The sequence below is a fragment of the Crateriforma spongiae genome (assembly GCF_012290005.1).
GTDB lineage: Bacteria > Planctomycetota > Planctomycetia > Pirellulales > Pirellulaceae > Crateriforma > Crateriforma spongiae.
The window spans coordinates 508,449-531,467 of sequence record NZ_JAAXMS010000001.1; the positions used below are offsets into that span (position 1 = coordinate 508,449).

Sequence of the window (23,019 nt, forward strand, 5' to 3'; positions counted from 1 at the left end):
CTTCCTTTGTCAGTCTTGCGTATCCACACGTCCGACCAATCGCAAGAACGTGTCTTCCAGACTGGGACGATGGGTGGTCAATTCCAACAACCGGATATCGCGGGACCGCAGCCAGTCGACCAATGCGTTGCTGCCATCGTTGCGGTCAACCAACACCGCCAAGCGACAGACCGCGTCGTCTTTCTCCGGTGTAACGTCTTGAGTGTTGAAGCCGGCTTGGCCAAGTGAATCGTTCAAGCGTTGGCAGACTGCGGCAAAATCTGTTTTGTGCGTCGGTGCCTCAGCACCGTCTTGGTAATCCGCCAAACTGACACGCAGATGCAGGGACACATGCGATCCGTCAGCGTCACCACGCAATTCGTCAATGGTGCCAATGCCCTTCACTTCACCGCCCGCCATGATCGCGACACGGCTGCAGACCAATTCGACTTCCTGCAGGATGTGGCTGTTCAAGAAAATTGTTTTTCCGTCATCTCGCAATCGTTCGATCACGCGGCGGACTTCGTTGCGTCCAACGGGGTCCAGCCCGTCGGTCGGTTCATCCAAGATCAGCAGATCGGGATTGTGCATCAAAGCCTGGGCCAGGCCGAGTCGCTGATACATTCCTTTGCTGAACCGGCGGACCGATTCGCGGCTGCGGTTTTCCAGCCCGACCAGCTTCAAAAGAGATTCGCGACGCTGCTGAATCTGGGCTCCCGTCATCCCACTTAGCCGACCGTAATACCACAACGCCGTGCGTGCCGTATGGTGGCGGTCGATTCGCAACGATTCCGGCAGGTAGCCGACGCGGCGGCGGGCGGAAAAGGAATGCACGGGGATGCCGAACAGCTCCGCGGTGCCACCGCTGGGCTGGATGATGCCCAGCAGTGTCTTGATCAACGTCGTTTTGCCGGCGCCGTTGGGGCCCAGCAATCCAAAAACTTCGCCCGCATACGCCTGCAAGGTGACACCACGCAGGGCTTTCACCGGCGTGCGACGCATCACGGAACCGCCGCGATACGATTTCTGCAAATTGGTGACTCGGACGATCGCTGTTCCGGAGGCGCTGGCTGCATCAAAAGCAAGACCGGGCGCATCATTCTGAGATTGGATGTCGATCCTTGGAACGGCCGTGTCGTCGCCCGGCGTCGTTGCTGTCACCAGATATTCCTTTGCGTGAAGTATCGTGACAGACTATCGCACAGCCTCCCGCCTTGTCAGCCGCCGGCCAGCGGTGGCCGTGCGGAGCGACAAAAAACGCCCCAAAGAGTGCCGGCCCGCGGGGGCTTTTTTCGATTCGGAGGCTAAACGCTCAGGTAGCGAAACAGCAGATAAACCAGCGTCAATGCGGACGTCGTCATCAAACCCGCCGCCAGCCAGCGATGCTGAGGCTGCTGCCAACTGGGACGTTCGTAATCGTTTTCGTACAAGTTTCGAAAACGTTCACGCTGATGTTCCGATTCGAACACGCCGTCGTCGATCAGTTCCAACAATCCGAACTGGATCGAGTACTCCATCACCCCATAGATCAGGTGACGGTGGTCGAGCTCGTTGACGCCGACACCTTCGAAGTACCACAACTGGCTGCCGAAGGAGTCGTCAGTTTCAGGGTGATCGTCGATGCACCGCAAATGCACGATTTCGCTACGTGCGGTGCAATATCGCCCACGCATGAGAGCGCGGATGCTGTCTTTTTTAACTTGGCGGACAATCCGTTCGGCAATTTGTCCGCTTCCGAGATCGGCACTCATCCTCGAAGGCTCCATGACGTTACGGGGTTTAAGGCCGCCTAAACACATTATTACGGGGTGGCTGTCCCCAGTCACCGCCGATTTTGCAAATTTGGTGCCTTACGCGCGAAGAATTCTGGAATTCCCGCGTGTGCACGCGTGCACGTGTGTACGGTTGGGCCGTGCTGACACCGAAGTCGGGTGCGCCAAAACAAAGCCAAACGTCAGACGTCCCCACCCACATGTCGGTTGGCGGACCGATGTTGTCGGCGAGGGGACAACACTAAAATCGTCACTCTGGCGCGTGATCTCAAGAACCGAACCCAATTTCCAGCGAGGAACCTGTTGCTTGAGCGTCGATCCCTGAAAGGCCCCGTGGTCCTTGGCGTCGTGATGATCGTGTTGGTGATCATCTTGGCGGCAATGTGGGTGGTGGGAAACATCTTGGGCGCGACCGGTACGCCGGTGTCGCCGACGATGTTTTGGGCGATGTTGGCGACCGGCGGCGTCTTGCTGACATTCGTTCTGGCTGGCGTGATCACCTACCTGACGCTGACGGTCAAAGCATTCAATTTGAATCGCCGTCAGTCGAACTTCATTGATTCGGTGACTCATGAACTAAAGAGTCCCCTGGCGTCTCTGAAGCTGTATCTACAGACGATGACGCGGCGGGCGGTCGATGCCGATCAACAACAGCATTTTCATCGCACGATGCTGGAAGACGTCGAACGCCTCGATTCGCTGATCAATCACTTGCTGGATGCGGCCAGGATTGAGCGAGGTGTCGAACCACAGCCGCCGGCAACCGTTCGTTTGGATCAGCTGTTGGATCAGTTGGCCCAGGCCGCCTGCCTGCGGTATCGCACCGACCCCGGCGTCGTGTCGGTGCGGTCAAACCAAGTCACGGTCAACAGCCAATTGATTCAGCTGGAGATCCTGTTTCGCAATCTGATCGACAATGCGGTCAAGTATGCCGGCGACCCACCGGAGGTCGTGGTCACGGTGTCGACCCAGAACCAAAAAGACGTGATCGTTCGTGTCGCTGATAACGGATGCGGAATTCCGATGGATCAGCGTCGCAAGGTTTTTGGACGCTTCGTTCGGCTTGGCAATGAACTTGAACGCAGCAAGCCGGGAACCGGCTTGGGGTTGTATTTGGTTCGTAACGTCGCGAAGACGCTAGGTGGTGTCGTTCGGGTGAACGATCGCACCGGGGGCGGAACCGAATTTGAAGTCTTGTTGCGGTCCGTCTTGCAGCATGAACAGTCACGATCCAGCGACGATACCGAATCGCCACCGTCGTCACCGCTGGATTTTTCCACAGGCGAAAGTCCGATGAAGCTGCCGACCAATCAGTTCGATCAAAAGGGCGACGGCCAAGAAAACATCAAGCCTGACGAATCGACGGTTCCCCTGACCAAGCCTGGCGGGCCCAGCGGCGGATGAAGCATCGGTCGCAATCGATCCCGCATGCCACGTTGATCCGCTTTTGCAATCCGATCAACAATCGCGTTTGTTTTTCATTTTCACTGATCTCTTTTCATTCACTGATTCATGCGTTTCCACATCCTGGTCGTCGAAGACGAAAAGCATTTGGCTGTCGGGATCAAGTACAACCTTGAAGCAGACAGCTATCGCGTCACCATTGCCGAAGACGGCCAAACGGCGCTGCGGATCATGGAATCGGTCGGCGACAGCGTTGACTTGGTGATCTTGGATTTGATGCTGCCAGGGATGAGTGGCTATACGGTTTGTGAACGCTTGCGGAGTGCCGGTCGCACCTTGCCGATCTTGATGCTGTCGGCTCGAACGTTGGCGGAGGATCGTACACGTGGATTCGACGTCGGTGCGAATCAGTACATGAGCAAGCCGTTTGAGCTGGATGAACTGCTCAGCCGCGTCAAAAACCTGCTGCACACCGGCAACGGCCACCATGTCACCGAGGCACCTAAGCCGCCGCCGCCCGCTTTGCGACAGATCGAATTCGGCCACGTACAAGTTGATTTTGACACGCACGAGTGCCGCGCGGGTGATCGCGATGTTCGCATGACATCCAAAGAGCTTCGGCTGCTGCGTTATTTTGTCGAAAATCCCAACCGAGTCATTAGCAGGGCCGAATTGTTGTCCGAGGTCTGGGAGATGAATGGCAATCTGCAGACGCGAGCGGTCGATCAATTCATCGCGAGACTTCGAAAAATCATCGAAGTCGACAGCGGAAACCCGGTTCATTTGTTGACGGTCCGCGACGCCGGCTATCGCTTCGTGCTGAATCCCGAAGGCAAGGACGAAGCAGAAGGCGGCTAGATTGATCGGCGGGTCTTGCCGGCGCATAAAAAAAGCTCCCGGAAAGCATGAGGTCCTAGGGGGGCGGAGGACAACGCGCTTGGTTCCGGGAGCCGGTGGTTCGTTGTTCGAGGGTCGTCAGCATCCATGCTTCGGTACCGCCCGAACGTCACGGGAAAATCGCACCCTCAACGACCTCCACTCGTCCGTGAGATCAAGCCGTTGAACGTCCGCAGCTAGCCCCGGTATTTCACGTGGCAGCCGGTGCAGGACCGTTTGATTTGCTCGTGCGTCGTGCGGGCGACTTCATTTGTCGCCCCCAACGATGTGCGGAAGATAGGCGGCAGCAATTCGTCGGGTCAAGGTAGATTTTGGACTTCACGAAAAACGCATTCTGTTTTTCGTGATGCGACGATTTCGCCCGGTCGATCCGCCAAGATCAGACTGCCGCCAGGCCTTCGGCGATGGCAACCGGGGCGTCACCATGGGCGGCTGTTTCGTTCGCCAATTTTGCGGCCAGGTTTGCCAAATCTACCAACGTCTGGTCCGGGGAAGATTCCACCACGCCGATCGCCACGGGGTGTCGGTGTTGGTCGTCGGTGGTTCCCAGACGTAAGGACTGTGCGGCGTTACAGACCTGTTTGCCGCGAGCCAGAGCGGTGGCCTGATCCGCCGACGGCATGACCAACAGAATCGTGTGATCGTCGTACCCACCGATTTCGTCCACGTTACGACTACTGGCGCGAACGACCTGCAGCAGCGAACGCATTTTCAGCGGCGATGCCTTGCCCGACAAGCGAATGGCCAAGACCTGAGTTCCGGCCGTCATCGCCCCGCCACGACGTTGCTGGGATAGCTTGGTTTCCAAGTCATCGATGGCCGGCAGCGACGCGACCACGCCGGTGGTCGGTTTGGGCGGTGTGATGGTTGCGGATTCCGCTTTGCTGGTCGCTTGGGCGTTTGCCGGGGTCGCGTTCACCGATGTGGATGTCGGATTGCCACCGGTGATTGCTTCCGCCCCGGCAATTGCCGATGCAGATGAAACGGGCGTTGTGCTGGGGGTGCCGTTGGGATTCGAGGTATCGGACGCGTTCGGCTTTGGACCAAAACCGGTGGGATGGTTCATCGGACGCGGTGTTTTCTGCTGCATCCAATGGCCACAGTTGCGACCGTTTTCCTTGGAGTGATACAACGCTTCGTCGGCACGCTGAAGCCACTGCTGTGTTGTTTCGCCTGGTTCCAGGAATGCAACGCCCAGACAGCTGGTGACCCGCAGGCATTGGTCTTCGAAGATGATTTCCCGCTCGCCGATGGCGGTTCGTGCCTGTTCAAGTATGACCAGCGATTCATCGCGGTCTTGGTTGTCGATCACGATTGCAAATTCTTCGCCGCCGAAACGTGCGACGGTTCCAAACGGCTTCAGCCGGGCGTTCAGAATTGCCGCAGTGTGACGCAGCACTTCATCACCGGCCCGGTGGCCATAGATGTCATTGACCCGCTTGAAGTGATCAAGGTCGATCAGACCCAGTGCCGCGGAACACTTGGCTCCATTCAAATGGTGTTGGGCCAGCGTTTCGTCGAACACACGGCGGTTGGCCAGCATGGTCAGTGGGTCGGTTTGCGCCCGCTTTTCCGCGGTTTCCAGCTGAGCGGATTGCTCTTGAATACGGCGTTGTGCGGAGTTCAGCTGATGCTGCATCTGTTCATTGGCTTCAATCAATTCGTTCACCGAATCGATGATGTCCTGGGGCGTGGCCGAGTCTTGTCGGCCAAGCAAGGAGTGATTGACCGCTTGGACACGGCTTTGGTGTGCGTCGACATCGGCTGCCATCGTGGTGGCGAATCCGCGCAGACGTTCAGCGATTTCCGCCAACCGCCGGGTGGTTTGTTCATTCGTCGACGCGGAATGAGAAGAACGGCCCTTGGATTGGCCGCTCGGATCGTTGTGCGATGGATGGGATTCGTATTCCGAAGGGGGCGATGGCATGATCGAGCGATGCAACGCATGCATCAGCCAGCCGACGACGGCCCCGCCGCAGCCGCAGGTGACGGCAACCAAAATGTCCAGCCCGATGTTGTTCATTATTCGTTTGTCCCATCCACATGTGGTGGCGTCGGCAACTGACGTCGGCCTGATTCGAAACCACCGATGCCCCGTCCGTGGTTAGCGTTGCGATGCCATTTGACGACACTGGCACACATCAAATGTGCGTAGTCGCCCGGCCGTCACAGAGGCCAGCCGTCGCGTGCCGCGGTCACGGATCTGTTGTGGATATAGGTCGCGATCCGGCGAGAGTCAAAACAGTGGTGGGCCACTATCACCGCATGCTTGTGGCGGGATCAGCACCGACATTGAGGCAAAACGGATGAATTTCCGGAAATCCGGACTGGATTTCGGCCATTGGGCCCTGAATTGCTGTTGATTCGGCAAGTGGGGTATTGGCGATATTAGCGGTGACACCAAGTTGCGCCGTTCGCGCGGTGCAACCCTTCGCAGAATCGAAGAAATTCCATTCCGGCGAAACGGTCGCGCCGACCCCGTGGGGAATAGTTGGTTAGTGGTCGACAAGAATCGGGATTGTCGCGAGTCGCAGATTTGGTGCTGACCCCATCGGAATGGTCCAACCGCCAGGTTCCACCGACAAGATTTGCACCAACGGACAAACGTAAGAGGTCGGTTGATGAATCAGAACAATGAAACCGAATTGGCTGTGGCCGCGCTGGCCGCATTGGCCGAGAGCTCGGTATCAGAACTGCGGTTTTTGCGCGTCGATGAAAGCGAAAATTCGCTTCATCTGACCGGGCGTGTGAAGTCTTTCTATCACAAGCAACTGGCGCAAGAATTGGTTCGCCCGCTGGCCGATGGACGCCAAGTGGTCAACCACGTCAATGTCTGTCATCAACCCATGTCGGCTGCGTCCTGAACCGTCCGCTGCTACGGTGCCGACGCCGATCAACGCCGTCGTTTCACGCGGCGGAACATCGGATTTAGCCGAGTCTGTTTCTTCGGCGCTTGCTCGACCGGCTTGGCCGTTTCGACTTGGGGTGACGCGTCATAGCCTTCGATTTGATCGCGAATCAGCTCTCGATTGATTCGCTGCTCGATACTGGTCAGCATCTCTCCCTCACCAGGGACGACGAACGTGAACGCAATGCCGTCGCGTCCCATTCGTCCGGTCCGGCCGACACGGTGAACGTAGTCGTCGCTGTCTTGTGGAAGATCGTAGTTGATGATGTGAGAGATTGTGGAGATATCGATCCCACGGCCGACGACGTCCGTCGCGACCAAGATCCGCAAGTTACCGTCACGCAATTTCTGCAGCACGCGATCGCGTTCCCGCTGTTGCATGTCACCGTGCATGCTGCCGCATTTGTCGAAATCACGGCTCAACTGCCGGTACAGTCGGTCGGTGCCACGTTTGGTCCGACAAAAGATGATCGCCTGCTCGGGATCTTCACGCTTCAGCAAGCGACGCAAGAGTTCACCTTTCTGGTCCTGGGCGACCGTGAAGTAACGCTGTTCGATCGTTTCGACGGCGACTTCTTTCTGGCAACAATCGATGATTTGAGGATCGATCATGTACGATTTGGCCAAACGCTGGACCGCCGGCGGCAATGTCGCGGACAATAGCAGGGTCTGGCGCTGGCGTGGACAACGTCGCAGGATCCGTTCGATCTGTGGGCGAAACCCGATGTCCAACATACGGTCGGCTTCGTCCAGCACCACGCACCAAACTTTGTCGGTCCGAAGAGACTTTCGCTGCAAGTGATCGTGCAGACGCCCGGGGGTGCCCACCACGACTTGGACGCCATTTTGCAACTGGCGAAGTTGTCGGTTGATGTTTTTGCCGCCCGCCAAAACCGCGATTTCGGTCGGCACACCGAACGCCAAACGTTCCAGTTCACGGCCGACTTGATCGGCCAATTCACGGGTGGGGACGACGATGATGGCTTGAGGATCCCGACAGTCTTCCAGGCTGTCCAGTTGCTCCAAGATGGGGATCGAGAACGCGGCGGTCTTGCCCGTTCCCGTCCGTGCCTGGCCGATGACATCCACGCCTTCCAACGCCAATGGGATCAGCGAACCCTGGATGGGTGAAGGTTTGGTGAATCCCGCGCGGGCCACCGCCCGACGCATCAAAGGCGACAAGTCGATATCATCGAACGACTGATAATCGTCGTCGGTTGGAAAGAGGACTTCCGTTTTTTCATCCGTTACGCTGCTCATAAACGCAAAGTCTAACCTTCCATCGGCATTTGCACTACAGATCGATCGTCGTTTCGACGTGGGGTCGCCAGTCTAACCTGCCTTGGATGTCTTGCCGCCCAAGCGACGCAGGACTTCGTCCACGATCACGCTGCACAGCAACGCCATGCCGATGATCACCATCTCCCATTCCTGTGGAATCCCCAGGACCACGATCGCTTTGTAAAGGCAACGCATGACCGCAGCTCCGGCGATCACGCCCAACACGGCACCCTGCCCGCCACGCAGCGAACATCCACCCAGCACGGCCGCCGCGATCGCGTACAGTTCATAGAAATTGCCGCTAGATCCGGGCTGGACCGAGTTCCATTCCAACGTGAACAGAATTCCGGCCAAACCCGCAAGCAGGCTGCAGACGACATAGGCCGCAATCACCAGTCGATCGGTCGACACACCGCTATATCGAGCTGCGGTTTCGTTTTGCCCGGTGGCCAACAGGTGGCGTCCCCAAACCGTGCGGTTCAGCAAGACCCAGCCGACGATGCCCACCAAGACCAACAAGACACCGGTGACCGGAAAGTCCACCCAGACCCACGCGGACCAATCGTCGGTCGCACCGCTGATCCGTCCAATCAGTGGCAACGGAAACTGAAATGCAGTACCCGTGATGGCCGCCTTGAAACCGGGCAAGGCATTTTGAAGCCCGATCTGATCATCGCCCGTCCATACTCTGGCAGCACCCCGATAGATCAGTAGCCCACACAGGGTGACGACGAACGGTTGCAACCGCAGCCAAGTCACCAGAATTCCGTGAATGCAGCCCAGCAGGCCGGCGAATCCCAAGACCAGACTGCAGGCCAACAGTGGCGGCGTGTACGCAATGGTTTCCAGTTGGACTTGGGTACCCACGCTAAGCGAACGGGCCGTGTCTCGCGTTGTCAAAAACGTCGTGCCGTCCGTCTGATGAATGCCCGCCAAACTGACAAAGGATTGCCCCGTGACGCCCGAATAAACCAACCGGTCGCCTTCGTTGACGGTATCGGGCATCGTAGACAGGCGGATCAGCGATAAATCGCTCTCATCGGACGGCCCCAACGTCGCGGCCAACTCGGATCCCTGGCGTACAACCTGGCTCACCGAAGCGGTAAAGTCTGTTGGCTCGTAATGAACGTTGACCACCTGGACCAGCATCACACCACACAGCGCGATCATGGATCCGATCGAAAGATCGATGCCGCCGGTGATGATGACGACCGCAACGCCAAGTGAGATCAGACCATACAGACTGGTATCGCGGATCAATGTTTTCAGATTCGCGGGATCAACAAAGCTGCCGTTGATCAAACTGGCAATCACCATGATCGCCAGCAACAATAAAAAGATTCCGATGTTCTTTGTGGGCCACATTCAACACGCCGCTTGGACACGCAACAGACTTTTCGGCACCGTTTAGGACAACGCCGCTGGCGGGAATTGTACGATCTGTAGTGTTGATTGTGGGCGTTGATCGCCGGCCTCTGAATCCCATTTCCGATTGAATCGTAAACGTAACCCATGCCCTATCGATTGAACTACGGCCGCGGACATCTGGAAATTAGCGTTCCCAGCGAATGTATCGTGACGGAAATTCGAAAGCCCGCGATGCCAGTTTTGCAGGACGCCGATGGGGCGATCGCCGAGGCATTGGACACGCCACGCGGATGCGAGTCGTTGACGCAATTGGCGGGTAAAGCCACGTCTGCTTGTATTGCAATCTGTGACATTACGCGACCGGTTCCCAACGGGCTGTTTTTACAGCCGATGATCCGCCGGATCATGGCCGCCGGCATCGATGCGTCCAACATCACGGTGCTGGTCGCCACAGGTCTGCATCGACCCAATCTGGGCGATGAATTGGAAGAGCTACTGGGTGACGCTTGGGTTCGCCAAAACGTCCAAGTGGTGAATCACGAGGCACGCGATGACCAGCAACATGTGCATGTCGGAACCACACGCAAACGATCCACCGTTGTTCGACTGGATCGCCGCTTCGTCGAAGCTGACTTGAAAATCGTGACCGGACTTGTCGAACCCCATTTCATGGCGGGCTATTCCGGCGGACGGAAGGTTATTGCGCCCGGGTTGGCTCACCAAGAAACAATCACGACTTTCCACAATCATCGGTTCATGTCCGATCCGGCGGCCCGCAATTGCAACTTTGATCAGAACCCATTGCATGAAGACCAGCTGGAAATCTTGCAGATGCTAGGCGACGTGTACGCGTTGAACACGGTCATTGACGAGCAACGCCGATTGTCGTTTGTCAATTTCGGCGAATGTTTGCAAAGCCACGCCGGCGCCGTGCAATTCGTCCAACCTTTCTGCGAAATCGTGGTCCCACGTCGCTTCAAGACGGTGGTAACCAGTGCGGCGGGTTATCCGCTGGACAAAACCTATTACCAAACGATCAAAGGTATGGTCGCGGCAATGAACATTTTGGCGCCCGGCGGTGATTTGATCATCGCTTCGCAGTGCAGTGAGGGCATGGGGTCGCCGGAGTTTGTCAATTCACAAAAGCAATTGCTGGAAATGCGGGCCGATGCATTCCTGAATCACATTGCACAACAATCGCATGCGGATATCGATCAATGGCAAACGCAGATGCAAACCAAGCCGATGTCGATCGGACGTGTCCGCCTTTATTCGGACGGGATCCCCGATCAGCACCGCGCGTTGACCTGTGTCGATGTGGTGTCGTCCGTTGACGACGCGATCGCCGAAAGTGTGCAACGTCACCAGGATCGGCACGTCGCTATCATCCCCGAAGGACCATACGTGGTTCCCTTTTGTGAACAAGACGTCATGGCGCACACCTAGCGGTGGTGTTGCATCATGATGCCCGGATGGCGGTGGCATCCGGCGCACCGATCGCCAATTGAACGATCGCGTTTTCGCTGATCTCGTCTCCGGTCAATTCGCCTGCGATGTTACCGTCGCACATCACCGCCACTCGATCGGCAAGTGTTAGCACTTCTTCCAGTTCGCTGCTGACAAACAGGATGGCCATGCCTTGATCCGCCAAACGCTGCAGCAGTTGATAAATTTCTTGTTTCGCACCGACATCGACACCGCGGGTGGGTTCATCCAGCAGCAGGACCTTGGGATCACGCAGCAACCATTTCCCCAACGCAACCTTTTGCTGATTGCCACCAGACAGCGTGGAAACGTCGACGGTTTGTCCCGACGTTTTGATCCCCAAGTCTTGAATCATCTGTTGTGTGTGGATCGATTCCCAGGATCGATCGATGCGTGGGGCCGCTGGCGCGTCGGATAAGGCTGCGATCGTCGTGTTGGTGCGGACATCACTGGCGATCAATAGGCCTTCGTCTTTGCGGTCTTCCGGAACCAACGCCAATCCGGCACGCATCGCATCACGGACCGAACCCGTGGGCACGGGATGGCCGTCGACCCAGACAGCTTCAGCCACGGCGGTGTTATGGTTCGCACGAATGCCGAAAATGGTTTGCAACAGTTCGGTGCGACCCGATCCAACCAATCCCGCAATCCCAACAATTTCCCCCGGCCATACCGACAAATCGATCGGCCGGGTGTCGGGGGCCGTTTGCACGCCTTCGCATCGCAGACGTGGCTGTGGCGGTTCGGCGGCAGACGTATCGGTGGCAGACACTTTCGTTGCCGGTGCATCGGTCGATGGTTCGCGTCGCCGTTTTAATTCCAAAGGCCGCCCCACCATCGCATTGATCAAGTCCGCGTGGCTGTACCGGCCTCTCGCGAAATTGCCACTGTTCTTGCCGTCACGCAGCATTTCGACGCGATCCGCCAGTCGATCGACTTCGGCCAGGCGATGGGAAATGTAGACGATGCCGACCCCGGTCGCTTTCAACGATTCGACCACACCGAACAGCCGTTCGGTTTCGCGGTGGCTAAGGCTGCTGGTCGGTTCGTCCATGATGACGAAGGATGCATTGATGGAAATCGCCTTGGCAATTTCAACCAGTTGGCGCGAAGCGGTGCTGAGCATCCACAGCGGTTGGGTCGGTGCCACATCCAAACCGACCTGCCCCAGAACGGACGCGGCCATCCGATTCAATTCGCGCCGGTTCAACCAGCCCAGTCGTTGTGGTTCCCGGCCCAGGTAGATGTTTTCGGCAACCGATAGATTGCCGTGAAGATTTAGTTCTTGGTGAATCAATGCGATTCCCGACGCGATGGCTTCGCCGGGATGATGAAAGCGAATCGATGCATCGTTCAACAGAATGTGGCCCTGGTCCGGTGATTGGATCCCGGCCAGAATTTTCATCAGCGTGCTTTTGCCCGCGCCGTTCTCACCAACGACGGCCAACACTTCGCCGGCGGCAACATCCATATCAACATCGTCCAGCGCAAGGACGCCGGGATATTTCTTGCTGATCCCTTCGACCGCAAGCCGGTGGGGATCACTGGATGATTGCGGCACCACGCGTTCCTGCCAGATTACGACGCGGTATCAAACGAACAGATCGTTCAACACGCCGTCGCCACAAAAATCGGGGTTGCCGAACGATTCTTGGGGACAATCAAACGCCTGCAAGAAGCTCATCAGCAAGCGATTGTGTGGAACGCCGCCGAAGTCCATCGCCTGGCCGGTCTTGAAACCAAGCCCATCGCCGACAAAGACAAACGGAATGTTATTGCGAGTGTGCGAATTTCCTTTACCCAGTTCGTTCGTCCACACGATCGTGGTGTGATCCAACATCGAACCATCGGCACCGGGTTCCGGCGTTTCGTCCAGCCGTTTCGCCAACGCCGCGACCTGTTCTGCGTACCAAGTGTTGATGCGAATCAGTTTTTCATACGCTTCGGCGTTGCTGTCCGGTTCATGGGACAGTGAATGGTGGCTTTCATCGATGTCCAGCCAACGCATCTTGGGATTCCCCACGCTGTTGGTGATTTGGAACGTCGCGACACGGGCGAAATCGGATCGGAAAGCACTGGTCAGCAGTTCGATCTGCATCCGAGTGATTTCCGGCATGTTGTCGTTTTCTTCCTCGACATTCGGCGTCAATTCGGGAACCGCATGTCCCAAATCCTTGGTCTCCAGTTCCGACGAACGCTGGATCGATTCGCGTTCAATCTTCAGGTCGGATTCGACTTTGCGGACCATCGCCAAGTGGTCTTCCAGCAGTTGATAATCCTCGCTGCTGACGACCTTCTTCAACCGTCGCAAATCATCGACGACGCCATCCAAAACACTGCCCAATAGCTCGCGATCATGTGTCTTGCCATACAGGCGATCGAACATTTGGTACGGGTTGTCGATCGGTGCGACCGGCTGATTCGGTCCCGCGTAGGAAAGGCGTGTCCAGGTGTCCGCGCGATCGGGAACCATGACGCCGAATTCCAGCGACCCGTAACGGGTCCGCGTTTGTTCGTTCGCCTGAAGATGGTTCTTGATCTTTTGGTCAACTGAAATGCCCATCGACCAGCCGGCCGGGGTATCGCTTCCGCCTTGGACATCACCGGGAAACAATTCGATCCCGGTCAACAGACAACCGATGCCGCGCATGTGCCCGTCACCGTCACCCCGGATCTGGTTGTTGACGCCATGCAGTGTGGTCATTCGCGATTGGAAGCCCGCCAGTGGTTCCAAAATTCGTTTGACGTCGTAGTCCGCACCCGTGTTGTCGGGCCAGAAATGCTTGGGGATCACGCCGTTGGGGCTGAACACGAAGACGATTCGCTTCTTCGGCTTGGCGACGTTGCTGCCCGCCCAACCTAGACTGGGCAGCGACAGAGCAAACGGCGCGGCGGCGGCGCTGATCCCCAGGGTCCGCAAGAATTCACGTCGACTGCGGCCGAATCGTTTGGAACCACGCGTGGTGCGATCACGCAGTTGCATAGGCTCGGTCATCAGCTTTCCTCCAGGGCATCAGTAGCGGCAATGGTTGCGATCTCGATGACGAGTTCGCGAACGTTGAAATCGTGTTCTGCGAAGTACTGTTCCAGACGGTCCAGCGTACCCGGTCCGTAGGCGGCCGGGGGCTGTTTGACGAAATGCTGAAACAGACGGTGAATGAAACCACGGCGAGAATCGGGTCCGTTGGCCAAATACTGGGCCAATTCGTCGGCGCCGCGGAACGACTGCGATTCACCACTGCGGCTTTCGTATCCGCCCGACGCATCGACGGTTTGCCCCGCATCGAGTTCGCGAAAGCGACCGGTCGGGTCATAGTTTTCCAGCGTGAATCCCAGACCGTTGATTTTCGAGTGACAGACCTGGCAACTGACTTCGCCGGTCTGCAGTTCGACACGTTGTCGTGTTGTCAAATCTGGATGCAAATCAATGCTAAGCGGAGCAAAGGCGGCATTGGGCGGCCGCAGGGTTCGCCCCAGCATGTATCGAATCAAGAAAACGCCGCGATGAATCGGTGACGTTGCGTCGTGATAGGCCAAGCCGCCCATCAAGTACGGATGATTCAACAACCCATACCGATCGTCTGAATCCACAGATCGGACCAAGTGGGCCGGCTGATCGACGATCAAACCGACGCGATCGTTCGTGCCGTCGCTCTGGTTTTCGGATGATTCACTGTCGGCCTTGGCGATGGGAGCGAATCCGTCGCCGTAGTAATCACCCAACAAAGCGGAGGTCAGCGTGTGACGCGTCGTGAACAAGTCTTGGAAAGTCAAATCGTTGTCGCCGGCCACGTCATTCAACGTCCACATCAATGATCGCCGAACATCCGCAGCAATCTCCGGTGTAAACCCTGGAAACCGCTCTGGATCTTTGTTCAAGTCGTGCAATCGATCCAAGTTGAGCCAGCCTGCATAAAAATCACGAAGCTTGGCCCGAGTTCGATGGTCGTCAAACAGTCGACGCGCATGCCGGCGAACCTCTTCCACCGTCTGTATTTTGCCTTGATCGGCTTCGTCAATTTGCCACGATTCAGTGGGCAGTGAATCGTGCAGAATCAGCGACAATCGGTTCAGCGTTTGTCGCGACGGCGATGCCTGAATGTCCAGCGTCGGATACAAGAACCTTGGCGACTTTAGGACCATCAACATGACTCGTTTGATCGCGTCCAAGTCGCTTTCGGTGGTCTGAAGCGGCTGGTCGATGTAGCGATCTTGGTCGGCATCGGACAACGGGCTTCGAAAAGCGCGGGAGACGATGTCGGCCAACAACTTCTTCATCGCTTGTCGTTTTTCCAACTTGCGATGCTTCTTGTCGCGACGATAGCGTGGCAAAAGCTCATCGTGCACCAGCGTGGCAAATTCCAAAGCCACATCGGTGGTGCTGGATTCCCAAGCAGGATCGACCGAAAGTCCTCGCTCGTAGCCGTAGCTGCGATCATCCGGCGGCAATGGGGCCTGGATCGATCGCATCGATGGAACCCAATCAGCCACCAGGTTTCGTGTCGGAATCGTGTGTTCGACGTCGCCCGGCGGCACCCAGGCCAATCGAATACGCGCCGGGGGAAGTTCTGTTTTGCGTTTGCGTTGGATGAATTGGATCTGAAGCGGATAGATTCGTCCGGCATCCAACCAAACCGAGCGACGAAATTCTGTTTTGTCACCGGACTGGACGTGGTTGTCGATCAGTCGATCGCCATGGCTGCCGAAGTCCATGATCATCGACAACGTGCTGTTGACGACCAATTCATAGCGACCGGTTTGGTCGACTTTCAGGCCACCGTTCCATTGGATGTAGAAGGCTTCGGCAGAAATGCCTTCGCCGGGAGACTGTCGATCGAAATCAAAATCCAGGAACGGATCGACGCGTTCGATCTTCAGTTTTTCCTTTTTCCAGCGGTCGCCGTCGAAATACTGGGCCTTCAAACCATACTTGTCGATCGATCCCGGCAGCCCTTCGACGGTTGCGTACAGATCGGCAAAGGACTGACGCAACTGGTTGGCCGTCAATCGTTGAAGCCGTTGCCTGGGCGGCCGATTTCGGATTTGGGCGGCTTCGCTGTAAAAGGCGTCGTAGATGTATTGAGCTACGGCCAAGGCATCGTCGCCTTCGCACAGCTCCGGTTCGCCTTCCGGCATGGTGTCGGCGATCAGTTCAGCCAGTTGACCGGAGGAATCGTCTCCGACCAGCGGATCCGGGTAATAGTCCTCGTTGCCTTGCCCGGCCGCTCCATGACAATCGGCGCATTGCGATTGGTAGATCTTGCGGCCCTTTTCCTGCAAAGGCGACAGATCCAGACGCGAACCTTCATCGGCGGTAACGCTGGTGGCACCGAGCAGGATGAAGCCGATCCAGCCTCCGCATAACCATGCGGCGGCCAGTTTTGTTGGCGGGAAGTTCATGGCAGGTGGGTTCTTCGACCGCTTGGCAACGGATCATCCACGACGAGGGGACGAAACGTCTTGGGCAAGTCAAAAACGCGGATGCAAAGGTGGGACCTTGGCGTGACGGCTCGGTCAGTCACCCATAAAAGTGGGCAATCTGGCCACCGGACGTTAGGGCAACATCGGCGTGTGGGGTGGTTTGTGTCCTGGAATCGTGGTGATTCGAGGGCACTGTCATGATAGTGCGACCACAGGCCGCACGATCAGTGAATTTTTGTTTACCTTGTGGGCGTCTTTCGGGGGGCGTCGATCGACGAGACGGGCCACGAATCAGGGGCGGATGCGGACTTGATTGCCGCGTTCAAGTGCTTCTTCCTGTTGCTTGTAAATCGACGGCAGTGAACGGGTCTGGAACGTGTTCGTTTCCGGCTGGAAATCGGAGCCACGAGCCGCCGAGCCCAGCGGCGTGGTCAGCGAATCATCGATCGTCCGCAGGTAAGCGTTCAGCTTCCAAGCCGGGATCACGGTGACCCCCATTTCCTGGGCTGCGGCGATCAGGATGCCTTCATTTTCCAGCTGCTGGACCTTTTCGTTATTCATCTCTTGGACGTCGGCAAGGTCGGCGTTCACATCGCCCAATTCCGTTCGGGTGCCTTCGACCAGGAATCGAACGCTGTTGTCCAAGTTCTTGACTTGGCCGTTGACGACCTGGGTTTCGACGACTTCGGCACCCGCGGCACGAATCTGTGCCTTGACCGCTTCGTTATCCGGTTCGCCGTCGCCATCGATGTCGATGTCGCCGACCAAAGCGATTTTGACGTTTCGTCCGGGGGCCCAGAAAGGACTGTAAATCTTGTCGCCTTCGACGATGGGTGAAGCGATGCCGGCCCGTGATACGACGTTGGCGCTGGCCAGGTGAGAATCACGGATGCGGGTCACACGGATGGTTGCTTTGACGTCCGCTTCCTCGGGTCGGGTCGCGTCGCCGTCCAGCACGCCGAAGGTCACGTTGGGACGCAGTTGATCGGCGGCACCCAAGTTGATCATCACAACGTTTCCGCCGTTGCGACCGCGAACGGACGTGACTTCGCCTTGGAACGATTCGAACCGGTCGCTACGAAGCCGGTTCAATTCTTGACGTTGGCTTTCGATGGTCGCCGTCAGCTGGGCGACCTTTTTGTTGAATTCGTCTTCCGCGACCTTCGCGGCATCGGTCGCGGCCAGCAATTCGCGGCTTTTCTTGGTCAGTTTGTCGGCCGTTGCCTCGGTTTGTGCTTTCATCGCCTTGCGTTCTTCGGCGAATTTTTGCTGGGCGTCGGCCAAGTCATTGGCGGCTTTTTCCGCAGCGTCTTCGGCGACCTTTTGAGCCGAGCGGGCGTTGTCGACGTCCCGTTTAGCATTTTCTTGAGCTTTGTCGACGTCTTGGCGTGCTTTGGCCAGTATTTCGTTGTTCGAACGGATGGAGCTGACCAGGAATTCAGGCAGCTTGGGATAGTTTTGGTCCTGCGGAGCGACCTCTTGGCCGAAATAGGCCATGTCCGTTTGGTACTGGGCGATGATCGCCTGCATGTCTTCTTCGCCGCCAACGCTGCGAATCAGCTCTTCCCGTTCCGCTTCGGTGGAACCGCCCACGCCCAGCATCGCCTTCATCAGATCGGCCTTGCTTTGCAGGACACGCAGCGTTTGCTGGGTGCTGCTGAGCTGTTCCTTGGCGCGGTCGGCGGTGTCGGCTTGGCTGCCGCCCCACTGCCACAGGAAAATATTCAGCGCAAAGGAAAGCACGAGGATAACCAGAGAGGCAATCAGGCTTCCTCGGATGACGGAATCGTCGCGTGCGACCATGGTTGATGCAGACGTCGGCTGTGCAGTCCGGAAGCCAAAAAAACGAGGCGCGGTCCGGACGCGGGGGAAGACGAGTTTTCAAAGCGTGGGCAAGACGACCACGATGAGTAGCCACAGACTATTTGAAACGTTTCTGTATTCTACTGGCAGCTTTGACAATTTGATCGACCGAAGGGGGGGAATTCCGCCTTTTTGTCGGTTGTGACAGTCGCGACGATGCCCCCCGTCGCCGAATCGATGCCCCGACGCCCCGAAATCCTGATGCCGCGAAAATCCAGCCGCCGATCCGCCGATTCGGCTCCCTCCCCCGCCCCAACGGCCAAGCAAGCCGACCGTGCGGCACAGCAAATGACGTTCGACGGCTTTCATGATGAGGCGAACAGTAAACCAGAGCCCGGCAGCGGCGTTCAGGAACCAGGAAACAGTCGCGCCCCCGCTGGCGAAGGGGATTTGCGTCCGGCGTCCGGTGGCGTCGGAAAGTCGGGCGTCGTCCGCGAAGCGGAACCGGCGGTCGCCGACACGAAAACAGACGCCGCAAAGTCCACCGATGCTAGGTCGCGTCGGCGGGCCGCCGCCGGGATCGCCACCGACCACTTGCCCGACTTGCTGCAACGGCCGTTGCCCGAACCGCAGCCCGAACCCGTGCCCGACCTGACCGGCAAACTTGTGATCATCGTGGATGCTCACTCGTTGATCTATCAGGTTTTTCACGCGTTGCCGCCGATGACCAGCACCAGTGGTTTGCCCGTTTCGGCGGTCTATGGCTTCGTCGGCGACATGTTGGAACTGATTTCGCGAAAGCACCCGGACTATCTGATTGCGGCGTTTGACAAAAGCGAAGTGACGTTCCGCAATCAGCTTTTCGACCAATACAAAGCCCATCGGGAATCCATGCCGGACGAATTGCGGCAACAGATTCCGCTGCTGCGTCAGGCCATCGACGCGATGGGTATCGGGATCATGGAACAGTCGGGGTTCGAGGCGGATGATTTGTTGGCCACCGTCGCCGAAACGGTTCAAAACGCCGGCGGGCGTTGTCTGGTGGTGACCAGCGACAAGGATTGCCGGCAATTAATCAGCGATTCCGTGTCGGTCTACAACATCCGCAAAGACAAGGAAATCGACGCGGCCGAACTGTGGGACCTGTGGGGCATCCGGCCGGATCAAGTCGTCGACTTTCAATCGCTTGTCGGCGATCCGGTCGACAACGTGCCGGGCGTGCCCTTGATCGGCCCCAAGTTGGCCCAGCAATTGTTAGAGCAATTCGGCACGCTGGACGCCGTTTTGGACAACGCCGATTCGGTGTCGGGCAAGAAACGCAAAGAGAATTTGAAGAACGGTCGCGAGCAAGCCATGTTAAGTCGCGAACTGGTGCGGTTGCGTCGTGATGTGGATTCGCCCATTCCATGGTCTTACAGCGTTCGCCAAGCGGCCGATCTGCCGCGAGCTCAGGCTTTGTTCAAGGAATTCGGCTTCCGACGACTGACCGACCGTGTCGCCGAAGTACTCGGCGACGGCGAATCGACGACGACGCCCGATGCGGTCTGGGAAACCGAATACGCAACGATTGATACGGTCGCGGGATTGAAAAAGCTGGCCAAACAACTGGCCAAGTGCGAACAGATTGCGATCGACACCGAAACGACCGGAACCAATCCGCGGGCCAGCGATTTGGTGGGCATTTCCATTGCCTGGCAACCCGGTCAAGCGGCCTACATTCCAGTGCTTGCACCGGAGGGTCAGCAAGTTCTGGATCCTGCGGTCGTCGCGGAGCACTTGAAACCGGTGGTCGAATCGGAATCGATTCGAAAGATTGGCCAGAACCTGAAATACGACGTGGTGGTGTTGCGAGGCATCGGGTTGAACGTTCGCGGGATCGCCGTGGACACCATGGTCGCGGACTATTTGTTGAACCCGGGCGGTCGCAATCACACACTGGACGACTTGGCGCGTCGTTATTTGAACCATCAAACGACGTCGATCAAGGAACTGATCGGAACCGGCAAAAAACAGATCCGGATGGACCAAGTCGACGTGACCCGGGTGTCCGATTATGCCTGTGAAGACGTGGACGTTCCGATACGTATCGCCGACACCATTTCGGATCAACTGAAACAGGCCGACTTGAACGACTTGTTTGCCGACGTGGAGATACCGCTAATCGACGTCTTGGCGGAAATGGAGTTCAACGGCATCACGGTCGATGCGGAATACCTGCGTCGGATGAGCGACCAGTTTGCAGCGCAGATCGAACAACTGCACCAGCAGATCATGGACATGTCACCGCGTCCTTTCAACGTGGACAGTCCAAAGCAACTGAGCGAGATCTTGTTCGTCGAAATGAAGTTGCCCGTCATCAAGAAAACGAAAACGGGATTCAGCACCGATGCATCGGTGTTGGAGGAATTGGCGGTGAATCATGAGTTGCCCGCCAAGGTGCTGGAGTATCGCCAGCTGACGAAGTTGAAGAACACGTACATCGACGCCTTGCCGAATTTGATCTGCGAAAAAACCGGTCGGATCCACACGTCGTTTCGCCAAGATGTCGCCGCAACGGGTCGGCTGAGCAGCAGCGAACCGAATCTGCAGAATATCCCCATCCGTACCGCCCAGGGGCGGGCGATCCGCGGTGCCTTTACCGCCGGGGATGAAAACTGGTTGTTGTTGGGAGCGGACTATTCACAAATTGAATTGCGGGTGCTGGCCCACTACAGCGGCGATCCCGCTTTGATTGCGGCCTATCACGACGGCGCCGATATCCACACGCGGGTCGCCGCGGAAGTCAACGAGATTGCGGAATCGGACGTCACGTCGGATTTGCGTCGGATCGCCAAAACGATCAACTTCGGCATCGTCTACGGACAAAGCCCGTTCGGGTTGGCGAAAACGCTGGGCATCAGCAAGGACGAGGCTCGCGATTACATCGAACTGTATTTTCAGCGGTACCAAGGCGTCGAAAGATTCATGACGCAGACGCTGATCGATTGCCGAAACAACGGCTATGTGACCACCATGCTGGGGCGTCGACGCGACGTTCAGGGTGTCCGCGATATCGCCAAGTTGGACCCGGCTAAGCGGCGAAGCCTGACGGAACCGGAACGCATTGCGGTGAATACCCCGATCCAGGGTTCAGCCGCCGATTTGATCAAACTGGCGATGTTGAAGGTGCATTCGCGGCTTGGTTCGTCGGCTTTACGGGCACGTATGCTGCTGCAAATCCACGACGAATTATTGTTCGAGGTCCACCAGGACGATCGCCAAGAATTGCAGGATCTGGTCGAACAATCGATGACCGGGGTCGTCCAGTTGGATGTTCCGCTGCAGGTCGACGTCGCCTTCGGCAAGACGTGGGCGGATACATAATGACAGCGACGGTCCACGCTTGCTTTTCGGGCGGAACCTGAGTCGATTGCCGTGGTTACAATAAGGGTGCGGCGGGTATCAACGCCGTCCTCGCAGACGCGATTTGAACTGGTTTTCGCCCCTTTTCCTGGCCTCGAATGACGGGCCAGATACGTCAAGACATCCCCAATTTTTCGAATGATCATGAATCACCCTGGCCTCCGTTCTGCCCCTCGCCGACGCCTTGGCGACCGATCGCAACGCCGTCGATCCGGTTTCACTCTGCTGGAACTGTTGCTGGTGCTTTCGATTTTGGTCGTCGTCGGCGGCATCGCCGTGGTGAACTTGTCTAGTGCCGGTGACGATGCAAACCGAAACGCGACGATCACCCAACTGAATGCGTTGGATCAAGCGATTGAGATGTATCGGATTCGCATGAACACGTTGCCCGAAACGCTGGACAACTTGGTCGAAGGCCCCAGTGATTCCGCCCAGAAAGCGAAGTGGGGTAAGTCGATTTTGGACGAAGTTCCCGCGGACGCTTGGGGCAAGGAAATTGTTTACAAGCTGAACGGAAATGAATACGAGCTGCGTAGCGGTGGCAGCGACGGACAAATGAACACGGAAGACGATTTGACGGTCACCGGTTCCTGATCCGACGCTTGATTCTTATGTCGCGAGGAACCGATGTCTCCGCATTTTGCCGATCTACGGTGCATGGATCGACCGGCCACTCGCGCGTTCACATTGCTGGAAATGCTGTTGACCCTGGCGGTTTTGACCGCCGTGGCGGCGGTCGCCCTTCCCCAGCTGGATGTTCTGCTTAGCGGCAGCCGGTTGGAGCGTGCAGCGGATCAAATGCGGATCGAAATGACGCGGACCCGCGTTGATGCGATGCGTCAGGGAAAGGTGTTGATGATGGAAGTCGTACCGGAAACGGGTGACTTTCGCGTTCGCGCGTACAACTCGCTTTCCGACGCCACGGAAACCGCCGAGATTAATCCCGGCAGTTCGGCCCTTTTGACCGGTGCCGATCAGGCGATGGCGATGCCGGTTCAGACCGACGAGATTCCGGTGAAGGAATTCACGCTGCCGGACAACGTCACCTTTGGCGGAGTCACGGTGGCGTCGACCGTACGTTCAATGCAAGTGGTTCAAGACGCCGCTTCCGACACCGCCGTGATGGACGAACCGATCGGGGACACCGCGTCGCCGATTTTGTTCTACCCCGACGGGACGACCAGTACCGCGGCGATTCAGCTGCAGAACGCTATCGGTGAAGGCAAGCTGGTGATGATCCGTGGGATCACGGGCGAAGTCGCGATTGTTTCAACCGCTGTCACGTCGGAGGGTTGAACC

The 23,019-nt window shown here is 57.3% G+C and carries 16 protein-coding genes; 7 read left to right on the forward strand and 9 right to left on the reverse strand.

Annotated elements, in window-relative coordinates; translation table 11 throughout:
- Positions 1–9: 9 nt before the first annotated feature.
- Positions 10–1,140: an ABC transporter ATP-binding protein gene (locus HFP54_RS01895; protein ID WP_315853828.1), complete on the reverse strand. Its 1,131-nt coding sequence runs from the start codon at positions 1,138–1,140 to the stop codon at positions 10–12.
- Between the two features lie 143 nt (positions 1,141–1,283).
- Positions 1,284–1,730 carry a hypothetical protein gene (locus tag HFP54_RS01900; protein WP_168563859.1) on the reverse strand — a complete coding sequence of 149 codons (447 nt, stop codon included), beginning with the start codon at positions 1,728–1,730 and terminating at the stop codon, positions 1,284–1,286.
- A 324-nt stretch (positions 1,731–2,054) separates the two neighbouring features.
- Between HFP54_RS01900 and HFP54_RS01905 the strand changes: the two genes are divergently transcribed.
- Both HFP54_RS01905 and HFP54_RS01910 read left to right on the forward strand, forming a co-directional pair.
- Positions 2,055–3,155, forward strand: a complete 1,101-nt coding sequence (locus HFP54_RS01905) for a sensor histidine kinase (protein WP_197136229.1) — start codon at positions 2,055–2,057, stop codon at positions 3,153–3,155.
- Between the two features lie 108 nt (positions 3,156–3,263).
- Positions 3,264–4,013 carry a response regulator transcription factor gene (locus HFP54_RS01910; RefSeq protein ID WP_168563860.1) on the forward strand — a complete coding sequence of 250 codons (750 nt, stop codon included), beginning with the start codon at positions 3,264–3,266 and terminating at the stop codon, positions 4,011–4,013.
- Positions 4,014–4,431: 418 nt separating this feature from the next.
- Here the strand turns inward: HFP54_RS01910 and HFP54_RS01915 are convergent, their stop codons facing one another.
- Positions 4,432–6,075, reverse strand: a complete 1,644-nt coding sequence (locus tag HFP54_RS01915) for a diguanylate cyclase (RefSeq protein WP_168563861.1) — start codon at positions 6,073–6,075, stop codon at positions 4,432–4,434.
- A 598-nt stretch (positions 6,076–6,673) separates the two neighbouring features.
- Between HFP54_RS01915 and HFP54_RS01920 the strand changes: the two genes are divergently transcribed.
- Positions 6,674–6,916 carry a BON domain-containing protein gene (locus tag HFP54_RS01920; RefSeq protein ID WP_146412053.1) on the forward strand — a complete coding sequence of 81 codons (243 nt, stop codon included), beginning with the start codon at positions 6,674–6,676 and terminating at the stop codon, positions 6,914–6,916.
- Between the two features lie 29 nt (positions 6,917–6,945).
- Here HFP54_RS01920 and HFP54_RS01925 read toward each other — a convergent pair whose 3' ends face one another.
- Together HFP54_RS01925 and HFP54_RS01930 are read right to left on the reverse strand one after the other, a co-directional pair.
- On the reverse strand, positions 6,946–8,220 hold the full coding sequence (locus tag HFP54_RS01925) for a DEAD/DEAH box helicase (protein WP_146412056.1): 1,275 nt from the start codon (positions 8,218–8,220) through the stop codon (positions 6,946–6,948).
- A gap of 72 nt (positions 8,221–8,292) precedes the next feature.
- The gene (locus HFP54_RS01930; protein WP_168563862.1) at positions 8,293–9,606 is read right to left on the reverse strand and encodes an ABC transporter permease; all 1,314 of its coding nucleotides are present in this window, start codon (positions 9,604–9,606) and stop codon (positions 8,293–8,295) included.
- 147 nt (positions 9,607–9,753) lie between these two features.
- Between HFP54_RS01930 and HFP54_RS01935 the strand changes: the two genes are divergently transcribed.
- On the forward strand, positions 9,754–11,055 hold the full coding sequence (locus HFP54_RS01935; protein WP_168563863.1) for a nickel-dependent lactate racemase family protein: 1,302 nt from the start codon (positions 9,754–9,756) through the stop codon (positions 11,053–11,055).
- A 13-nt stretch (positions 11,056–11,068) separates the two neighbouring features.
- On the opposite strand, the gene HFP54_RS01940 is transcribed toward HFP54_RS01935, so the two are convergent.
- From HFP54_RS01940 to HFP54_RS01955, 4 genes are all read right to left on the reverse strand, one after another.
- Positions 11,069–12,655 (reverse strand): sugar ABC transporter ATP-binding protein, encoded by a 1,587-nt coding sequence (locus tag HFP54_RS01940; RefSeq protein ID WP_315853829.1) that lies wholly within the window; start codon positions 12,653–12,655, stop codon positions 11,069–11,071.
- 30 nt (positions 12,656–12,685) lie between these two features.
- The gene (locus tag HFP54_RS01945) at positions 12,686–14,089 is read right to left on the reverse strand and encodes a DUF1552 domain-containing protein (RefSeq protein ID WP_231604563.1); all 1,404 of its coding nucleotides are present in this window, start codon (positions 14,087–14,089) and stop codon (positions 12,686–12,688) included.
- Positions 14,089–16,494 carry a DUF1588 domain-containing protein gene (locus tag HFP54_RS01950; RefSeq protein WP_168563864.1) on the reverse strand — a complete coding sequence of 802 codons (2,406 nt, stop codon included), beginning with the start codon at positions 16,492–16,494 and terminating at the stop codon, positions 14,089–14,091. The genes HFP54_RS01945 and HFP54_RS01950 overlap by 1 nt, the downstream gene beginning before the upstream one ends.
- A gap of 312 nt (positions 16,495–16,806) precedes the next feature.
- Positions 16,807–18,318 carry a hypothetical protein gene (locus tag HFP54_RS01955; RefSeq protein WP_168563865.1) on the reverse strand — a complete coding sequence of 504 codons (1,512 nt, stop codon included), beginning with the start codon at positions 18,316–18,318 and terminating at the stop codon, positions 16,807–16,809.
- A 237-nt stretch (positions 18,319–18,555) separates the two neighbouring features.
- On the opposite strand from HFP54_RS01955, the gene polA reads away from it, so the two are divergent.
- The 3 genes from polA to HFP54_RS01970 all read left to right on the forward strand — a co-directional run bounded on the left by polA (position 18,556) and on the right by HFP54_RS01970 (position 23,016).
- On the forward strand, positions 18,556–21,681 hold the full coding sequence (gene polA, locus HFP54_RS01960) for a DNA polymerase I (RefSeq protein WP_235951184.1): 3,126 nt from the start codon (positions 18,556–18,558) through the stop codon (positions 21,679–21,681).
- Between the two features lie 183 nt (positions 21,682–21,864).
- A complete protein-coding gene (locus HFP54_RS01965; protein ID WP_197136237.1) occupies positions 21,865–22,314 on the forward strand; it encodes a type II secretion system protein GspG in 450 nt (149 codons plus the stop codon).
- Positions 22,315–22,377: 63 nt separating this feature from the next.
- Positions 22,378–23,016, forward strand: a complete 639-nt coding sequence (locus HFP54_RS01970; protein ID WP_206035956.1) for a prepilin-type N-terminal cleavage/methylation domain-containing protein — start codon at positions 22,378–22,380, stop codon at positions 23,014–23,016.
- Positions 23,017–23,019: the final 3 nt, after the last annotated feature.

Bases quoted from the DNA above. Each gene is read 5' to 3' on its own strand.
- HFP54_RS01900 (WP_168563859.1), bottom strand. From the start codon at position 1,730: ATGAGTGCCGATCTCGGAAGCGGACAAATTGCCGAACGGATTGTCCGC.
- HFP54_RS01910 (WP_168563860.1), top strand. From the start codon at position 3,264: ATGCGTTTCCACATCCTGGTCGTCGAAGACGAAAAGCATTTGGCTGTC.
- HFP54_RS01915 (WP_168563861.1), bottom strand. From the start codon at position 6,075: ATGAACAACATCGGGCTGGACATTTTGGTTGCCGTCACCTGCGGCTGC.
- HFP54_RS01920 (WP_146412053.1), top strand. From the start codon at position 6,674: ATGAATCAGAACAATGAAACCGAATTGGCTGTGGCCGCGCTGGCCGCA.
- HFP54_RS01925 (WP_146412056.1), bottom strand. From the start codon at position 8,220: ATGAGCAGCGTAACGGATGAAAAAACGGAAGTCCTCTTTCCAACCGAC.
- HFP54_RS01930 (WP_168563862.1), bottom strand. From the start codon at position 9,606: ATGTGGCCCACAAAGAACATCGGAATCTTTTTATTGTTGCTGGCGATC.
- HFP54_RS01935 (WP_168563863.1), top strand. From the start codon at position 9,754: ATGCCCTATCGATTGAACTACGGCCGCGGACATCTGGAAATTAGCGTT.
- HFP54_RS01945 (WP_231604563.1), bottom strand. From the start codon at position 14,089: ATGACCGAGCCTATGCAACTGCGTGATCGCACCACGCGTGGTTCCAAA.
- HFP54_RS01950 (WP_168563864.1), bottom strand. From the start codon at position 16,494: ATGAACTTCCCGCCAACAAAACTGGCCGCCGCATGGTTATGCGGAGGC.
- HFP54_RS01955 (WP_168563865.1), bottom strand. From the start codon at position 18,318: ATGGTCGCACGCGACGATTCCGTCATCCGAGGAAGCCTGATTGCCTCT.
- polA (WP_235951184.1), top strand. From the start codon at position 18,556: ATGCCCCGACGCCCCGAAATCCTGATGCCGCGAAAATCCAGCCGCCGA.
- HFP54_RS01965 (WP_197136237.1), top strand. From the start codon at position 21,865: ATGAATCACCCTGGCCTCCGTTCTGCCCCTCGCCGACGCCTTGGCGAC.
- HFP54_RS01970 (WP_206035956.1), top strand. From the start codon at position 22,378: ATGGATCGACCGGCCACTCGCGCGTTCACATTGCTGGAAATGCTGTTG.